Genomic DNA, 15,408 nt, shown 5'->3' with positions numbered 1-15,408 from the left:
GGGGCCGGGGGGGCGCCCTCGTCCCCGGGGCCCCGCTGCTGCCACCGCCCCCCCACCTCCTGGGGGGGCCCCCCCCGGGGCGAGCGGGGGGCCCCCCCGCCCTCGTCACGACCTCGCCGTGACCGGCGCGTGCCCGTGACCGGTCACTGCCGGCCCGCGGTCACCTCCACGCTCCTCAGCGGAGCGCTCACGCCGTCTTCTCGTGCGGAGGCACCGAGCCGCGCTGCTTGGCGAGCCGGGACCGCGGCACCAGCGTCGGGTTGACGTTGGACCTGACCACGTCCTCGGTGATCACCACCTGGCCGACGTCGGGCCGGGACGGAACCTCGTACATCACCGACATCAGCACCTCCTCGATGATCGCCCGCAGCGCCCGGGCACCGGTGCCGCGCAGGATCGCCTGGTCGGCGATGGCCTCCAGCGCCGGCAGCGTGAACTCGAGCTCGACGCCGTCGATCTCGAAGAGCCGCTGGTACTGCTTGACCAGCGCGTTCCGCGGCTCGACGAGGATCCGCAGCAGCGCCTCCCGGTCCAGGTTCTGCACGGAGGTGATCACCGGCAGCCGGCCGATGAACTCGGGGATCATGCCGTACTTGACCAGGTCCTCGGGGAGCGCCTCGCGCAGCAGCTCGGCCGAGCCGCGGTCGCGCTTGGAGCGGATGTCGGCGCCGAAGCCGATGCCGCGGGCGCCCGACCTGGCGCGCACGATCTCGTCGAGGCCGGCGAAGGCGCCGCCCACGATGAAGAGCACGTTCGAGGTGTCGATCTGCAGGAACTCCTGGTGCGGGTGCTTGCGCCCACCCTGCGGAGGCACCGCGGCGGTGGTGCCCTCCAGGATCTTCAGCAGGGCCTGCTGGACGCCTTCCCCGGAGACGTCCCTGGTGATCGACGGGTTCTCGCTCTTGCGCGCGACCTTGTCGATCTCGTCGATGTAGATGATCCCCTGCTCGGCCTTCTTGATGTCGTAGTCGGCCGCCTGGATCAGCTTGAGCAGGATGTTCTCCACGTCCTCACCGACGTAGCCGGCCTCGGTGAGCGCGGTGGCGTCGGTGATGGCGAAGGGGACGTTGAGCATCCGGGCCAGGGTCTGGGCGAGCAGCGTCTTCCCCGAGCCGCTGGGGCCGAGCAGCAGGATGTTGGACTTGGAGAGCTCGATGGCCTCGTCCCTGGACTGGCCGTCGGCCTCGCTGGCCCGCACCCGCTTGTAGTGGTTGTAGACGGCCACCGAGAGCGCCTTCTTGGCATCCTCCTGGCCCACCACGTAGCTCTCCAGGAAGTCGAAGATCTCCCGCGGCTTCGGCAGCTCACCGAGCTCGGACTCGGAGGACTCGGCGAGCTCCTCCTCGATGATCTCGTTGCAGAGCTCGATGCACTCGTCGCAGATGTAGACCCCCGGACCCGCAATGAGCTTCTTCACCTGTTTCTGGCTTTTGCCGCAGAACGAGCACTTGAGCAGATCGCCGCCGTCACCGATGCGTGCCACGAGGTGCTTCCCCTTCGCCTGCGCACCGCCGGGGAGACGGTGCACTCGTGCTTGCCTGAAGACGACGGTACCTTGTCGCCCCGGCGGATAGGCCCCCCTTGACGGGAATCCCCGGTCCCGGGGCCTTCCCGCCCAAAGGGGGCGGCCAGTCGTTCGTCTCGGTTGTCGCCTGTTGTGTGTTACTGGGTCGTACGGTGTGGTGCCAGGTGGTGCCTTGTGGCGCGGTGTGACGCGGCCGGGAGGCCGCGCTCAGACCGCGGTGGTGGAGCGGGTGGTCACGATCTGGTCCACCAGACCGTAGCTCACGGCCTCCTCGGCGGTGAGGATCTTGTCCCGCTCGATGTCGTCGCGGACCTGCTCGATCGCCGTGTTGGAGTGCTTGGCCAGCATCTGCTCGAGCTGCACCCGCATCCGCTGTACCTCACGGGCCGCGATCTCCAGGTCGGAGACCTGGCCGCGCCCGGTCTCGCTGTACGGCTGGTGGATCAGGATCCGCGCGTTGGGCAGGGCCATCCGCTTGCCGCGGGTGCCGGCCGCCAGCAGGACCGCGGCGGCGGAGGCCGCCTGGCCCATGCACACCGTCTGGATGTCCGGCTTCACGAACTCCATGGTGTCGTAGATGGCGGTCAGCGCGGTGAACGAGCCGCCCGGGCTGTTGATGTAGATCTGGATGTCGCGGTCCGGGTCCATCGACTCCAGGCAGAGCAGCTGCGCCATCACGTCGTTGGCCGACGCGTCGTCGATCTGCACGCCGAGGAAGATCACCCGCTCCTCGAAGAGCTTGGCGTACGGGTCGTACTCGCGCACACCCTGCGAGGTGCGCTCGACGAAGCGCGGGACCACGTAGCGGCCCTCGGCGCGGAGTCGGTCGTAGATACCGGAACCGGGGATGTTGTTCATCTTCTCTGTACCGCCTTGGTGTTGGGCTGCGATCGGGGCTGTGGTCGGCCGGTGGTGCCGGCGATCAGGCGCCCGTGCCGCCGCCGCCCGTGATGTCGGCGGCGCTGGTGATGACCCGGTCAAGCAGGCCGTAGTCCCTGGCCTCCTCGGCGCTGAACCAGCGGTCCCGGTCGGCGTCGCGCTCCCACTGCTCCTCGCTGACCCCCGAGTGCTGGGCGGACAGCTTCGCCATCTTGCGCTTGGTCCGCAGCAACTGCTCCGCGTGGATCTTGATGTCCGAGGCGGAACCGGCCAGGCCGGCCGAGGGCTGGTGGATCAGCACCTCGGCGTTCGGCAGCGCGAAGCGCTTGCCGGGGGCGCCGGCGGTCAGCAGGAACTGGCCCATCGAGGCGGCGAGGCCCATGGCGATGGTGACCACGTCGTTCTTGATGTACTGCATGGTGTCGTAGATCGCCATGCCCGCCGTGATCGAGCCACCGGGGCTGTTGATGTAGAGGAAGATGTCCTTCTCGGGGTCCGCGGCCAGCAGCAGCAGCTGGGCGGTGATCCGGTTGGCGATGTCATCGTCGACCGGCTGCCCGAGGAAGATGATCCGCTCGTCGAGGAGCCGGTTGTAGACCTGATCGCCGAGGCCGCCGTGCGTTGGCTCCGCCATGGCGGAGGGCTTCATGAGCGTCACGTATCCACCTGCTCATTCTCATAACGGCCCGGCTTTCGCCTGACCGTCGCTCGACATCTGGGTTGTACCTAGGGACCCTAACGCGCGGTGCTGACGGACCCATCCCGACCAGGGAACTGTTCGCTGTGAGCGCAGGGTGGCCCGCCGACGCGCCTGCGCCAGGGGAGCAGAGGGGGCCGGACGCGCCTCGCGTCCGGCCCCGGATGCCCTGCTCAGTCCTGCGACTTGGCCTCGGACTCGCCCTCGCCGGCGGCCTCGGCCGCGCTCTCGGCGGACTCGGCGGTGGCCTCGGTGGTCTCCTCGACCTCGTCCTCGTCGAGCCGGACCTCGTTGCCCTCGGAGTCGGTGACGGTGACCGACTCGACGACGGTCGCCAGCGCCTTGCCGCGGCGGACCTCGCCGACCAGCACCTGGACCTGGCCGCCCTCGACCACGGCCTTGGCGAACTGGTCGGGGCTCATGCCGGACGACTGCGAGCGGCGCACCAGGTGCTCGGTGAGCTCGTCCTGGCTGACGCTCAGCTTCTCGACCTTGGCGATCTCGTCGAGCACGAACTGGGTGCGGATGCCCTTCTCGGACTGCTCCTTGAGCTCCGCGTCGTACTCCTCGGCCGTCTTCTCCTGGAGCTTGAGGTAGCCCTCGAGGTCCATGCCGAGCTGGGCGAGCTGGTGGTGCTCCAGGTTGTGCTTGCGGGTCTCGATCTCGTCCGCGAGGAGCTTCTGCGGGATCGGCACCTCGACCAGCTCGAGCAGCGCGTCGAGGACCTTCTCCTGGGCCTCGGTGGCCTGCTGGTACTTCTTCTCCTCCGCGAGCCGCTCACGGTGCGAGGCGCGCAGCTCGTCCAGGGTGTCGAACTCGCTGGCGAGCTGGGCGAAGTCGTCGTCGAGCTCAGGCAGTTCGCGGGCGGAGACGGTGGTGACGGTGACCGAGATCTCGGCCTCGCGGCCGGCCGCGGAGCCGCCCTTGAGCTCGCTGGTGAAGGTGGCGGTGGAGCCGGCCTCCAGGCCGATGACCGCCTCGTCGAGCCCGTCGAGCATCTGCCCCGAGCCGATGGTGTAGTCGACGCCGTTGGCCACGCCGTCCTCGAGCACCTCGCCGTCGACCCGGGCCTCCAGGTCGATCTTCACGACGTCGCCGTCGGCGGCGGCGCGCTCGACCACGGTTGTGGAGGCGAAACGCTCGCGCAGCCGGTCGACGACCTCGTCCACCTCGTCGTCGGCGACCTCGACGGCGTCCACCGTGACGGAGATGCCCGAGTAGTCGGGGATGGTGATCTCGGGGCGGATGTCGACCTCGGCCGTGAAGGTCAGCAGCTCGTTGTCGCGGAGCTCGGTGATGTCCACGTCGGGCTGGCCGAGCGGGCTGAGGTCACCCTCGGTGACCGCCTCGGTGTAGAACTTGGGGAGCGCGTCGTTGACGGCCTCCTCCAGGACAGCTCCGCGCCCGAACCGCTGGTCGATGATGCGCGCCGGGATCTTGCCCTTGCGGAACCCGGGCACCTGGACCTGCTGGTTGATCTTCCGGTACGCCGCGTCGAGGCTGGGCTTGAGCTCCTCGAAGGGCACCTCGACAGTGAGCCGAACCCGGGTGGGGTTCAGGGTCTCCACGGCGCTCTTCACGGTAGGTCTCCTTGGGGCTGACATCTGGGGAGGTTGCGTTGCGATCCTGAGCTGATCCTGTGCGGCGGCCGGGTGGCGGACACACTGCGGCCGAGCAGGCTACTCATAGTACGTGGTCGGGGTGGCCGGATTCGAACCGACGGCCTTCCGCTCCCAAAGCGGACGCGCTACCAAGCTGCGCCACACCCCGCCGTGGTCGTGGCTCACGACGCGCCTCGTAGCGTACAGCGCCGCACGCGGGGACTTTCCCCGGTTCGGCCAGGACGACGCGCTGGTACGATGCTGCCCGTGCCGGAACGCGTGTTGGTCCGGCCGAAGCGCGGGCGTAGCTCAATGGTAGAGCCCTGGTCTTCCAAACCAGCTACGCGGGTTCGATTCCCGTCGCCCGCTCAGCCGGGCCCGGCTCCCCTCGGGGGGCCGGGCCTTCGTCATGGCCGGCCGTGGCGTCAGTCGCCCGAGCTGTTGATGGAGTCGTCGACGTCGTTGACACCGTTGGTGATCGACGTCAGGAAGTCGTTTATGGGGTCGGCGGCGCCCGTGGAGGCGAGGGAGAAGCCGAAGAGGATCGCCACGATGGCCGGTCCCCACCTTATGGCGCCGCCCCGGATCATGAAGAACATGATCACTCCGAACAGCAGGGCCAGGGAGAATGAGATAACCACAACAGATCACACCTTCGAGAGGTCCGCCTCGCTCCGTTCAGGGGCTTGACCACGGCCGCCACACCCCCGCTGGGACCATCGTGCCATCAACTGGGCCTCTCGTGGAGGGCGATGACGCCGTGTCCGGCCATGTCACACGCTCGCCGGTCACCCTGGGTACCGAGGCGGCCCGTTACCCGTCCGTTAGCTGTCGGACCGCGCCGCACGCCGAATTCACCGTCGATCTCACGGGAGTTCGCCGATAGCCGGAGCGCCCCGCTCGAAATGCCATTCCCGGCCGGCGAGTCTGTGACGACGGGGCGACAGACACCGATCGATACGCCCCATTTAAGCCGGGCACATCCCAACATTCCGGGCATGGGAGGGGGGACATCTCGGCCACTCCCCCGAAAGTCCCGGGGATTTTCACGGAATGGTTTCGAATCTCCGACGTGTTCGCCGGGCGTCGCGCGGCATGCCGGCGGGTGAATTTACGGGGGCGACGAGGAAGCGCTATCGTGCGGACAATGTTGCACGTCCGTAATCAAGAAGCCTCCCTGCCCGCGGCTCGGGCCACGGCGGCCGACCCCCCACCGACGGTCACGGACGGTCCACCTCGGGTCAAGCCGCGGGACCCCTACTTCGACAACGCCAAGTACCTGGCGATCGTGCTGGTCGGTATCGGGCACGCGTGGACCCCACTGCGCGGTGACTCGCGCACCGCCGCCGCCCTCTACGACTTCGTCTACACCTTCCACATGCCCGCGTTCATCCTGCTCGCGGGCTACTTCTCGCGCGGCTACACCGGCCGCCCCGAACAGCTCAAGCGCCTCATCACCGGCATCGGGCTGCCGTACCTGCTGTTCGAGGTCGGCTACATCCTGTTCAAGCGCTGGGGTGACGACGACCCGGACTACCCGTTCAGCCTCCTCGACCCCTACTACGTCACCTGGTTCCTGATCGCGCTCTTCGTCTGGCGGCTCACCTCGCCGATCTGGCGGGTCGTTCGCTGGCCGCTGCCGATCGCGCTGGTGATCGCGACCCTCGCGTCCGTCTCGCCGCACCTCGGCGACGACCTCAACATCCAGCGGGTGCTGCAGTTCCTGCCGTTCTTCGTGCTCGGCCTCCTGCTCCGGCCCGAGCACTTCGAGCTGCTGCGCCGGCCGTCCGCCCGCCCGCTGGCGGTGGCGGTGCTGGCGACCGGTCTGGCGGCCGCGTTCTGGGTCTCGCCCCAGGTGGAGCACAGCTGGTTCTACCGGACGAACAGCGCCCAGGAGATGGGTGCCGACGCCTGGGCCGGGGTGGTCGCCACGCTCGGCCTGTTCGCCGCGGGGCTCGTGCTGACGGCGGCCTTCCTGGCGCTCGTCCCGACCCGCGCCACCTGGTTCACGGCGCTCGGCGCCGGCACCATCTACGGCTACCTCCTGCACGGGTTCATCGCCAAGGGCTCCCGCTGGTGGGACTGGTACGAGGCGGGCTGGGTCGGCACCCCTGCGGGCCACGTGGCCGTCACCCTGATCGGCGCCGCCGTCATCACCGCGCTGTGCACCAGCCCGGTGCGGCGGGCCTTCCGCTTCCTCGTGGAGCCCTCGATGGACTGGGCGTTCACGCAGGAGGCGCGGCGTCCCCCGAGCCGGCGGCCGGTGCGGTCCGGCTGACCTCGCCCCGCTCGTCGACGGCGACGCCGTGGGCGGCGAGGTAGGCGATCGGATCGACGTCGGTGCCGTAGGCGCGGCCGGCCCGTACCTCGAAGTGCAGGTGCGGTCCTGTGCTGTTGCCGGTGTTGCCCGAGTCGCCGAGCCGGGTGCCGCCCTCGACCGACTGCCCGGCGGTGACGGCGATCTCGTCGAGGTGGGCGTAGAGGGCGAACCGCCCGTCGGCCATCCTCGTCACCACGTGCTTGCCGTAGGAGCCGGAGTCCTCGGCGACCAGCACCGTGCCGGGGCCGACGCTGTGCACCGGGGTGCCGACCGGGGTGGCGAAGTCCACGCCCGTGTGGTGCCCCGCGGCCCAACCGCCGGGCTGGGCGTAGCGCGCGGTCATCGGGAAGCCGGTGACGGGGCTGGTCCAGCCGCCGGGCGCCTCGGTCGTCTCGCGGCGGCCGGCGTCGAAGACGGGCAGCGGCCCCGAGGCGGCGCGCCGTCCGGCGCTGGGCGGGCCCGGGTGGGCCAACGGCTGGACATCGGGCGAGTGTTGCGGCGCGCGAGCCGGGAGGGCGCGCTCGCCGGGCTCCTGCCCGGCCGCCGTGACCGTCCAGGGGCCGACGAGTACCACGGCGCCCAGCGCGGCGCCGCCGAGCGCCCGGCGGGCGAGCCGGGCGGGGACGCTGGTCCGATGCCGTCTCATGGAGTGGCTCATGGGTCCGAGCCAACGCCCACCCGGCGGGTCCCGCATCCGCCGCGGCGCCGGCCGCACCGCCGATCGGCGCACAGCGCCGCACGCCGGACCCCGCTCATCGGCGCAGTTCAGCCCGGCCTGTCGGGGCGTCAGCGGCGCGTGGGCACATTCCGCCCCGCCGGGTGACCCCCCGCCGCCGAGGTCCTGTCCGGGCGGTCTTCGAGGATCAGCCCGCTGCGGGCGTCAGACGCGGTGCTCCCCCAGCCAACGGCCCCCAGCTAACGGCCCCCAGCTAACGGCCCCCAGCTAACGCTGGGAGGTACCCCCAGGGAGGTACCCCCAGGGCGGTGCCCCCGGAGAGGTGCCCCCAGTCGCTTCGCTCAAGGCGCCCCACGCGGCGGAGCCGCACCTCGACCGCAGCGCAGCTCATACCCAGCCGTATTCGCGCGCAGCGCCCGACATGCCGCTCCGCGGCGCGGGCAACGCGGCGAGGTGCCGCAGCGATGGGGGCACCTCCCAGCCTCCCCCAGACTCCGTCCGGGGGGACCCCATGGCTGGGGGAGACAAGGGCCCGAAGAAGACCGCCCGGACAGGGCCTAAGTCACTCGCGGCCGATGATCAGCAGGGCGCGGTCGTCGTTCACGTCCTTGGCCACCGACTCGATGAGGTGCCAGGCGGCGCCACGGAAGCCGGTGGTGACGTAGCGGTCGGCCTCGCCGGTCAGCCGGTCGATACCGTCGGAGATGTCCCGGTCCGAGCGCTCCACCAGGCCGTCCGTGAAGAGCATCAGCACGTCACCGCGGCGCAGCGTGCCCTTGGCCGGGTGGAACTCGGCGCCGTCGTAGACGCCGAGCAGCGGCCCCTCGGCGCTGACCTCCTCCCAGCGGCCGGTGCCCGCGCCCCGCTGCACGGCCGGCAGGTGGCCGGCCGACAGCAGTTCGAAGTCGCCGGTGTCCAGGTCGAGGACCAGGTGGGCGGAGGTGGCGAAGCCCTCCTCCCAGTTCTGCCGCAGCAGGTAGCCGTTGGCGGCGGGCAGGAAGGAGTGCGGCGGCAGCGAGCCGAGCAGGCCGCCGAAGGCGCCGGAGAGCAGCAGCGAGCGGGAGGCCGCGTCCATGCCCTTGCCCGACACGTCGGTGAGCACGACCTCCAGGGTGCGGCGGTCGGGGCCGGTACGGGCGGCGACCACGAAGTCGCCGGAGAACGACTGCCCGCCGGCCGGCCGCAGCGACACCTCCCGGTGCCAGCCCTTGGGCAGCGGCGGCAGCGCCCCCTGGGCGCGGATGCGTTCGCGCAGGTCGAAGAGCATGGTGCCGCCGCGCCGCCAGGGCACACCGACCCGGCTGCGGAACTGGGCTATCAACAGCCCGGTCAGGGCGACGGCCGCCACCACCAGGATGGTGCCGGGGGTGACCGGGTCGGGGACGCCGCGGCCGGGGTCGATCAGCGCCGTCTCCATCACGAGGGCGGTGGCGACGACGGCGTACAGGCCCAACAGGCTGGCCGGACGCAGCAGCAGGCCGCCGGCGACCAGCGGCAGGACGAGCGCCTCGGGCGGGCACCATTCCGGCCAGGCGACGGTCGCGAGGCTCAGCAGCGGGACGGTGGCGAGCAGGGCGCCGAAGGCCCACCAGTCGGAGGTGCCGCCGCGGAAGTAGTCGACGGCCGAACGACGCAGCCGGGTGCGGACGCGGTGAACTGCCTTCTGGGCCTGGTGTCGTCGGGCCCTCCTCGGTGCAGTCTCGCTGCCGCGTGCCATGACCAGGGACCTTATCCACCCGTTCGGTCGCGCGTCGAACCTTTGCCAGGTTCGGATACGTGTACGGGACATTCGGGGGTGGGGAAATTGTGTCGCTCGGCGCTGACCGCGCTGATAGGGATGGTGATATGACGATTGAGCTGCGCGGTCTGCGGGAGAAGGAGTGGGATGCCTGGTTCGCCGGGCTCGAATGGGCTTTCGGCGGGGTGTCGAAAGCGCCCGAGGAACGTGCGCTCTGGCGAGAACTGACCGAAATCGATCGGTCCCTCGCGGCCTGGGACGGCGACCGGAGCGTCGGCTCCTTCAGCTCCTTCTCCTTCCTGATGACGGTACCGGGCGGCAACCCGGTGCCGACCGCCGGCGTGACGATGGTCAGCGTCGCCGCCACCCACCGGCGGCGCGGACTGCTGCGGCGGATGATGCGGTCGGCCCTCCAGGGCTTCCACGAGGCGGGCGAGCCACTGGCCGCGCTCACCGCGTCCGAACAGCAGATCTACGGGCGCTTCGGCTACGGCGTCGCGACACGCGCGATGCGGGCGACCATCGACACGGCACGGGTCCGGGTCACCCCGCCGGCCAGCGCCGACGACCTCACCCTCACCGTGCTGCCGCCGGCCGAGGCCGCGGCCCGCTGCGAGGAGCTGTACGCGCGCCTCGTCCCCACCCGCCCCGGCGTGCTGGCGCGCCAACCCGGATGGGAGAAGCTGCCGCTGTTCGACCCGCCGCGCGAGCGGAACGGCGCCTCCGAGCTGCGCTGTGTGCTGGCCGAGCGGGACGGCGAGCTGCTCGGCTACGCGCGGTACGCGCTCAAGCCGCGGTGGGAGGCGACGGTGCCCGACGGCACCGTGCTGGTCCGTGACCTGACGGCCGCCGAGCCGGCGGCGTACGGCGCGCTGCTGCGCTTCCTGTGCGAGACGGACCTGATGTCGACCGTGGTGCTGGAGAACCGTCCGGCGGACGACCCGCTGATCCACCTCGTCTCCGACGTCCGCCGCTGCCAGCTGCGGACCATCGACCGGCTCCATGTGCGGACGGTCGACGTGGGCGCGGCGCTCGCGGCCCGGACGTACGCGCGAGAGGTGGACGTGGTGCTGGCGGTCGAGGACGAGCTGTGCCCCTGGAACACGGGCCGCTGGCGGCTGAGCGGCGGCCCCGAGGGGGCGGTGTGCGAGCGGACCACGGACCCGGCGGACCTCTCCTTCGAGCACGTGCGGGCGCTGGGCGCGGCCTACCTCGGCGACGCCTCCCTGGCGGCGCTGGCGGGGGCGGGCCTGGTGCGGGAACTCCGGGACGGCGCGTTGGCGCCGGCGGCGACGGCGTTCTCCTCGGCGGTGGCGCCGTGGCTGCCGCACGGCTTCTGACCTTGCCCCCTGGCGGGGGGAGGGCCCCGAAGGGGCGCGCGCCCGGCGGGGCGCTGGGCTGCGTCGGCGCTTCGCGCGGGATTTGCCCCCACCCACCCGCCCCTTTTCGGGCGCTTCGCGCGGACCTGTGGCGGCCGCGTCGCCGGGTGCCCGGGCGCTTCGCGCCGGGGATTCCCCCCACCCACCCGCCCTTTTTCGCGCTTCGCGCGGGGTGGCGGGCCTGAACCGCGCTGCGCGCGGGGCACGGCCCGGCGGGCCGGGGGCGGCCGCGCCGCCGGGCCACGCGGCCCGAGCCGCGCAAGGCCACCCGCCAAGGGCGGGTGGGTGGGCGCGGCACGGGCCGCAGGCCGGCAGGCTCGGGCCGGCGGCCGAAGCCGAGCGCAGCGAAACCTCAGGCCGTGGCCTGGGCCCGGAGCGCTCGGGCGAGGTCGTCCCTCGCTTCCAGGACGAGGCGGCGGAGGGCCGGCGGGGCCGACTCGTGTGTGGTCAGCCAGGCGTCGGTCGCGTCGAGCGTGGCCCGCTTGTCCTGGTACGCGGGGAAGAGCCCCCGTACGACGGCCATCGCGATCTCGATGGTCCGCTTGGCCCAGACGCCCTCGATCGCCTCGAAGTACCGCTCCGCGTACGGCGCGAGCAGTTCCCGCTGGCCGGGCTGGGCGAAGCCGTCGATCGTGGCCTCGACCAGCGCGTTGGAGAGCGCGTCCGACTCCACCACCTCTGCCCAGGCCCTGGCCTTGACCTCGGCGGACGGGCGGGCCGCGAGGCAGCGGACGTGGTGGCGCTTGCCGGACGCGGTGTCGTCGCGGGCGAGTTCGTCGGCCAGTTCGGCCTCGCCGGCATGGCCGTGGGCGGTCAGTGGTTCGAGGAAGGCCCAGCGCAGCTCCTGGTCGACGTCGAGTCCGTCGATCCGCGCGGTGCCGGCCAGCAGGCCGGTCAGCAGCTGGAAGTCGGCGTCGGACGCGGCGCAGGAGGCGAAGAAGCGGGCCCAGGCCAGCTGGTGGTCGCTGCCGGGCGCGGCGAGCCGCAGTTGGTGGAGCGCGGCCTCGGCCAGGCCGCGCGCGGCCTCGTCCCGCGCGCCCGCCGGGGTGTAGTGCACCAGGGCCGTGTGTGCCCAGGCGTGCACCATCTGCAACACCCCGATCTCGGTCTCGGCCCCGCCGAAGTCCCGCACCAGGGCCAGGAAGTCGCGGGCCGGGAGCAGGGCGTCCCTGGTCAGGTTCCACAGCGCCGACCAGCACAGCGCCCGGGCCAGCGGGTCCGCGATGTCGCCGAGCCGGGCCCGCAGGGTGTCGAGGGAGCCCTCGTCGAAGCGGGCCTTGCAGTACGTCAGGTCCTCGTCGTTGACCAGGATCAGCTCGGGCCGGTCCGCGCCGGCCAGTGCCGGCACGGTGGTGGTGGCGCCCTCGACGTCCACCTCGGCGCGCGCGTACCGCACCAGCGGGCCGCCCGGCTCCTCGCGGCGGTAGAGGCCGACGGCCACCCGGTGCGGTCGCAGCGTCGGGTGGCTCTCCGGGGCCTCCTGGTGCACGACGAGCTCGGTCAGGCGCCCGTCGGCGTCGTACGTCGCCCGCGGCGTGAGGGAGTTGACGCCCGCGGTCTGGAGCCAGGCGCGCGACCAGCCGGTCATGTCGCGGCCCGAGGTCTCGCCGAGCACGGCCAGCAGGTCGGCCAGGGTGGTGTTGCCGTAGGCGTGGCGCTGGAAGTAGCGGCGCGCGCCCTCCAGGAACGCGTCGCGCCCCACGTACGCCACCAGCTGCTTGAGCACGCTCGCGCCCTTGGCGTAGGTGATGCCGTCGAAGTTGAGCTTGGCGTCCTGGAGGTCGCGGATGTCGGCGGTCACCGGGTGGGTGGAGGGCAGCTGGTCGGCCCGGTAGGCCCACGCCTTGCGGCGGTTGGCGAAGGAGATCCAGCCCTCCTCGAAGCGGGTGGCCTCGACCAGTGAGAAGGCGGCCATGAAGTCCGCGAAGGACTCCTTGAGCCACAGGTCGTCCCACCACTCCATGGTGACCAGGTCGCCGAACCACATGTGCGACATCTCGTGCAGCAGGGTGTTGGCCCGCCCCTGGTACGCGGCCCGCGTGGTGCGGCCGCGGAACACGTACTCCTCGCGGAAGGTGACGCAGCCCGGGTTCTCCATCGCGCCGAGGTTGTACTCGGGCACGAACGCCTGGTCGTACTTGCCGAAGGGGTAGGGGAAGCCGAAGTGGTCGTGGAAGAAGTCGAAGCCCTGCTTGGTGGTGGTGAAGATCTCGTCCGGGTCGAAGTGCCTGGCCAGACCCTTGCGGCAGAGCGCGCCCAGCGGGATCTCCAGGCGCTCGCCGCCCGGCAGCTCGCGCGCGTAGTGGTCGGTGACGTAGTGGTAGGGCCCGGCGACGACCGCCGTGATGTAGGTGGAGATGGGCCTGGTGGTCGCGAAGTGCCAGGTCGCGGCCGGCTCCCCGGGTCCCGAGACCGGTGACCGCCCGGTCTCGGCGCCGTTGCTGAGCACCGTCCAGTGCGCGGGCGCGGTGACGCGGAAGGTGAAGGGCGCCTTGAGGTCGGGCTGCTCGAAGTTGGCGAAGACGCGGCGCGCGTCGGCCGGCTCGTACTGCGTGTAGAGGTAGATCTCCCCGTCCTCGGGGTCGGTGAAGTGGTGCAGCCCCTCACCGGTGCGGCTGTAGGCACAGGCCGCGTCCACCGTGAGCTCGTTCTCTCCGCGCAGCCCTTCGAGGCGCACCCGGCTGCCGTCGAAGACCTCGTCGACGGGCAGCTCGACGCCGTTGAGGGTCACCGAGTGGACGGTCGGCGCCAGCAGGTCGGCGAAGCTGCTCGCGCCGTCCTCGGCGCAGGCGAAGCGGATGGTGGTGGTGGAGCGGAAGGTGCGGCCCCCGGCGACCGGCGGCGACTCGATCGCGGACCGCACGTCGAGCGCCACCTCGTAGCCGTGCACGGTCAGCAGCCGGGCCCGCTCCCGGGCCTCGTCGCGGGTCAGGTTCTCTCCGGGCACGTGAGCTCCCTCTGCTCCTTCTGGTCGCTGGGCGCGGCCAGCATGTCACGGGACGCGGCGCCCGCGCACGGGCGGGAATGTGTGGGCGGCCGCGAGTGTTGGGCCGGTGTCGTGGCCAGGTGTCACCGGCCGCCCCCCAGACATGACCCGAGGAGACCCGATGTCGGAGAAGACCCCGGCGGACTTCTGGTTCGATCCGCTGTGCCCCTGGGCCTGGATGACCTCGCGCTGGATGCTCGAGGTCGAGAAGGTCCGACCGGTCGAGGTGCGCTGGCACGTGATGAGCCTGGCCGTGCTGAACGAGCCGCGGCTCGACGAGATGCCCGCCCAGTACGCCGAGATGCTGAAGACGGCGTGGGGCCCGGTGCGGGTGTGCGTCGCGGCCGAGCAGGAACACGGCCCGGAGGTGCTCGGGCCGCTCTACACGGAGCTCGGCACCCGCTTCCACAACCGGAAGCAGGAGCGTGACCGGGCCACGATCGAGGAGGCGCTGGTAGCGGCCGGGCTGCCGGCCTCGCTGGCGGACGCGGCCGAGTCGACGGAGTACGACGAGCGACTGCGCGCCTCCCACAAGGAGGGCATCGACCTGGTCGGGCAGGACGTCGGCACCCCGGTGATCGCCGTGCCGGGCGCGGACGGCTCGCAGATAGCGTTCTTCGGTCCCGTGGTCACCCCGGCCCCCAAGGGCGAGGCGGCGGCCCGACTGTGGGACGGCACGCTGCTCGTCGCCTCGACGCCCGGCTTCTACGAGATCAAGCGCACCCGCGACGCCGAGCCGCAGTTCGACTGAGGCCGGGCGCGGCAGGGAGGCCACCGGCCCGCCGCCCGCCGTGAAGGTGAGAAGACGATCGGGCGGCGGGCCGGCCGGTGCGCGCCCGGCGCCGGCCGGGCAACGCGCCGACTCATCCTGCCAGTTGATCAACGCGCCGGTGGTGGGGCTGTCGCTTTCCACCAACGGGCCCGAGGTGGATATGTCGGCAAACCCACGCGAAGATCGCCCGTTCCTTCGGTTAGCGTCAGGGGGTCTCCTTTCCCCTGCCGCCTCACCGTTCGGAGTCATCTGATGAGCACAGCCGTGCTGGCCGATCTGCTGCCCGCCGCCACCGTCTCCCGGGCCCGCGTCCGGGACGCCGCGCTGATCCTCGGCGGTGCCGCGCTCACCGGCGTCGCGGCCCAGCTGGCCGTGCCCGTGCCCGGCTCGCCGGTGCCGGTCACGGGCCAGACCTTCGCCGCGCTGCTGGTCGGCGCCTCGCTCGGCCCGGCGCGCGCCCTGACCTCGATGCTGCTGTACCTGCTGGCCGGCATGGCGGGCATGCCGTGGTTCGCCGAGGGCGCCTCCGGTGCGGCGATGCCGTCGTTCGGCTACGTCATCGGCATGACGCTGGCCGCGGCCACCGTGGGCGCGCTGGCCCGCAGGGGCGGCGACCGGACCGTGCTGCGCACCGTGGGCACGATGGCGGTGGGCACCGTGATCATCTACGCGGTCGGCGTCCCCTACCTGGCGGTGGCCACCGGCATGTCGGCGGCCGAGGCGGTCGACGCCGGTCTGGTGCCGTTCCTGATCGGTGACGCGCTGAAGGCGGCGCTGGCGATGGGCGCGCTGCCGGCGGCCTGGCACCTCGTCGGCCGTCGCGGCTGAGGGACAT

At 71.8% G+C, this 15,408-nt stretch carries 12 protein-coding genes and 2 tRNA genes; 5 read left to right on the top strand and 9 right to left on the bottom strand.

Going from position 1 to position 15,408, the window contains the following annotated elements:
* Nucleotides 1-187 precede the first annotated feature (187 nt).
* The 5 genes from clpX to ACFWI8_RS32695 form a co-directional block, all read right to left on the bottom strand.
* Nucleotides 188-1,483: an ATP-dependent Clp protease ATP-binding subunit ClpX gene (clpX, locus tag ACFWI8_RS32715; protein ID WP_132930608.1), complete on the bottom strand. Its 1,296-nt coding sequence runs from the start codon at nt 1,481-1,483 to the stop codon at nt 188-190.
* A gap of 249 nt (nt 1,484-1,732) precedes the next feature.
* Nucleotides 1,733-2,383 carry an ATP-dependent Clp protease proteolytic subunit gene (locus ACFWI8_RS32710; protein WP_387098984.1) on the bottom strand — a complete coding sequence of 217 codons (651 nt, stop codon included), beginning with the start codon at nt 2,381-2,383 and terminating at the stop codon, nt 1,733-1,735.
* A 64-nt stretch (nt 2,384-2,447) separates the two neighbouring features.
* Entirely contained in the window at nt 2,448-3,062 is a 615-nt protein-coding gene (locus tag ACFWI8_RS32705) for an ATP-dependent Clp protease proteolytic subunit (protein ID WP_387098982.1), read from the bottom strand.
* A gap of 212 nt (nt 3,063-3,274) precedes the next feature.
* Nucleotides 3,275-4,681, bottom strand: a complete 1,407-nt coding sequence (gene tig, locus ACFWI8_RS32700) for a trigger factor (RefSeq protein WP_387098980.1) — start codon at nt 4,679-4,681, stop codon at nt 3,275-3,277.
* A gap of 113 nt (nt 4,682-4,794) precedes the next feature.
* A tRNA-Pro gene (locus tag ACFWI8_RS32695) sits at nt 4,795-4,871 on the bottom strand.
* A 129-nt stretch (nt 4,872-5,000) separates the two neighbouring features.
* Between ACFWI8_RS32695 and ACFWI8_RS32690 the strand changes: the two genes are divergently transcribed.
* Nucleotides 5,001-5,071, top strand: a tRNA-Gly gene (locus ACFWI8_RS32690).
* Nucleotides 5,072-5,127: 56 nt separating this feature from the next.
* Here the strand turns inward: ACFWI8_RS32690 and ACFWI8_RS32685 are convergent.
* On the bottom strand, nt 5,128-5,343 hold the full coding sequence (locus tag ACFWI8_RS32685; RefSeq protein ID WP_132815626.1) for a hypothetical protein: 216 nt from the start codon (nt 5,341-5,343) through the stop codon (nt 5,128-5,130).
* A gap of 506 nt (nt 5,344-5,849) precedes the next feature.
* On the opposite strand from ACFWI8_RS32685, the gene ACFWI8_RS32680 reads away from it, so the two are divergent.
* Nucleotides 5,850-6,980, top strand: coding sequence for an acyltransferase family protein (locus tag ACFWI8_RS32680; protein WP_387098978.1), 1,131 nt, complete (start codon nt 5,850-5,852; stop codon nt 6,978-6,980).
* Here ACFWI8_RS32680 and ACFWI8_RS32675 read toward each other — a convergent pair.
* Complete coding sequence (locus tag ACFWI8_RS32675; protein WP_387098976.1) at nt 6,928-7,668, bottom strand: M23 family metallopeptidase; 741 nt, start codon at nt 7,666-7,668, stop codon at nt 6,928-6,930. The two genes, ACFWI8_RS32680 and ACFWI8_RS32675, sit on opposite strands and share 53 nt — an antisense overlap.
* Before the next feature lie 592 nt (nt 7,669-8,260).
* A complete protein-coding gene (locus ACFWI8_RS32670; protein WP_387098974.1) occupies nt 8,261-9,415 on the bottom strand; it encodes a PP2C family protein-serine/threonine phosphatase in 1,155 nt (384 codons plus the stop codon).
* A 128-nt stretch (nt 9,416-9,543) separates the two neighbouring features.
* Between ACFWI8_RS32670 and ACFWI8_RS32665 the strand changes: the two genes are divergently transcribed.
* Nucleotides 9,544-10,776: a GNAT family N-acetyltransferase gene (locus ACFWI8_RS32665; RefSeq protein ID WP_387098972.1), complete on the top strand. Its 1,233-nt coding sequence runs from the start codon at nt 9,544-9,546 to the stop codon at nt 10,774-10,776.
* A gap of 391 nt (nt 10,777-11,167) precedes the next feature.
* On the opposite strand, the gene pepN is transcribed toward ACFWI8_RS32665, so the two are convergent.
* Nucleotides 11,168-13,762: an aminopeptidase N gene (gene pepN / locus ACFWI8_RS32660; RefSeq protein WP_387098970.1), complete on the bottom strand. Its 2,595-nt coding sequence runs from the start codon at nt 13,760-13,762 to the stop codon at nt 11,168-11,170.
* A 160-nt stretch (nt 13,763-13,922) separates the two neighbouring features.
* Between pepN and ACFWI8_RS32655 the strand changes: the two genes are divergently transcribed.
* Complete coding sequence (locus tag ACFWI8_RS32655; protein ID WP_387098968.1) at nt 13,923-14,552, top strand: DsbA family protein; 630 nt, start codon at nt 13,923-13,925, stop codon at nt 14,550-14,552.
* Between the two features lie 273 nt (nt 14,553-14,825).
* On the top strand, nt 14,826-15,401 hold the full coding sequence (locus tag ACFWI8_RS32650) for a biotin transporter BioY (RefSeq protein WP_387098966.1): 576 nt from the start codon (nt 14,826-14,828) through the stop codon (nt 15,399-15,401).
* Nucleotides 15,402-15,408 lie beyond the last annotated feature (7 nt).

The organism is Streptomyces sp. NPDC127098 (assembly GCF_042722465.1).
Lineage (GTDB): Bacteria > Actinomycetota > Actinomycetes > Streptomycetales > Streptomycetaceae > Streptomyces > Streptomyces millisiae.
This window is presented reverse-complemented; position numbering and strand designations above follow the sequence as displayed.

Excerpts from the sequence above, each read along its gene's own strand:
- ACFWI8_RS32710 (WP_387098984.1), bottom strand. The coding sequence starts at position 2,383 with ATGAACAACATCCCCGGTTCCGGTATCTACGACCGACTCCGCGCCGAG.
- ACFWI8_RS32680 (WP_387098978.1), top strand. The coding sequence starts at position 5,850 with ATGTTGCACGTCCGTAATCAAGAAGCCTCCCTGCCCGCGGCTCGGGCC.
- ACFWI8_RS32675 (WP_387098976.1), bottom strand. The coding sequence starts at position 7,668 with ATGAGACGGCATCGGACCAGCGTCCCCGCCCGGCTCGCCCGCCGGGCG.
- ACFWI8_RS32670 (WP_387098974.1), bottom strand. The coding sequence starts at position 9,415 with ATGGCACGCGGCAGCGAGACTGCACCGAGGAGGGCCCGACGACACCAG.
- ACFWI8_RS32665 (WP_387098972.1), top strand. The coding sequence starts at position 9,544 with ATGACGATTGAGCTGCGCGGTCTGCGGGAGAAGGAGTGGGATGCCTGG.
- ACFWI8_RS32655 (WP_387098968.1), top strand. The coding sequence starts at position 13,923 with ATGTCGGAGAAGACCCCGGCGGACTTCTGGTTCGATCCGCTGTGCCCC.
- ACFWI8_RS32650 (WP_387098966.1), top strand. The coding sequence starts at position 14,826 with ATGAGCACAGCCGTGCTGGCCGATCTGCTGCCCGCCGCCACCGTCTCC.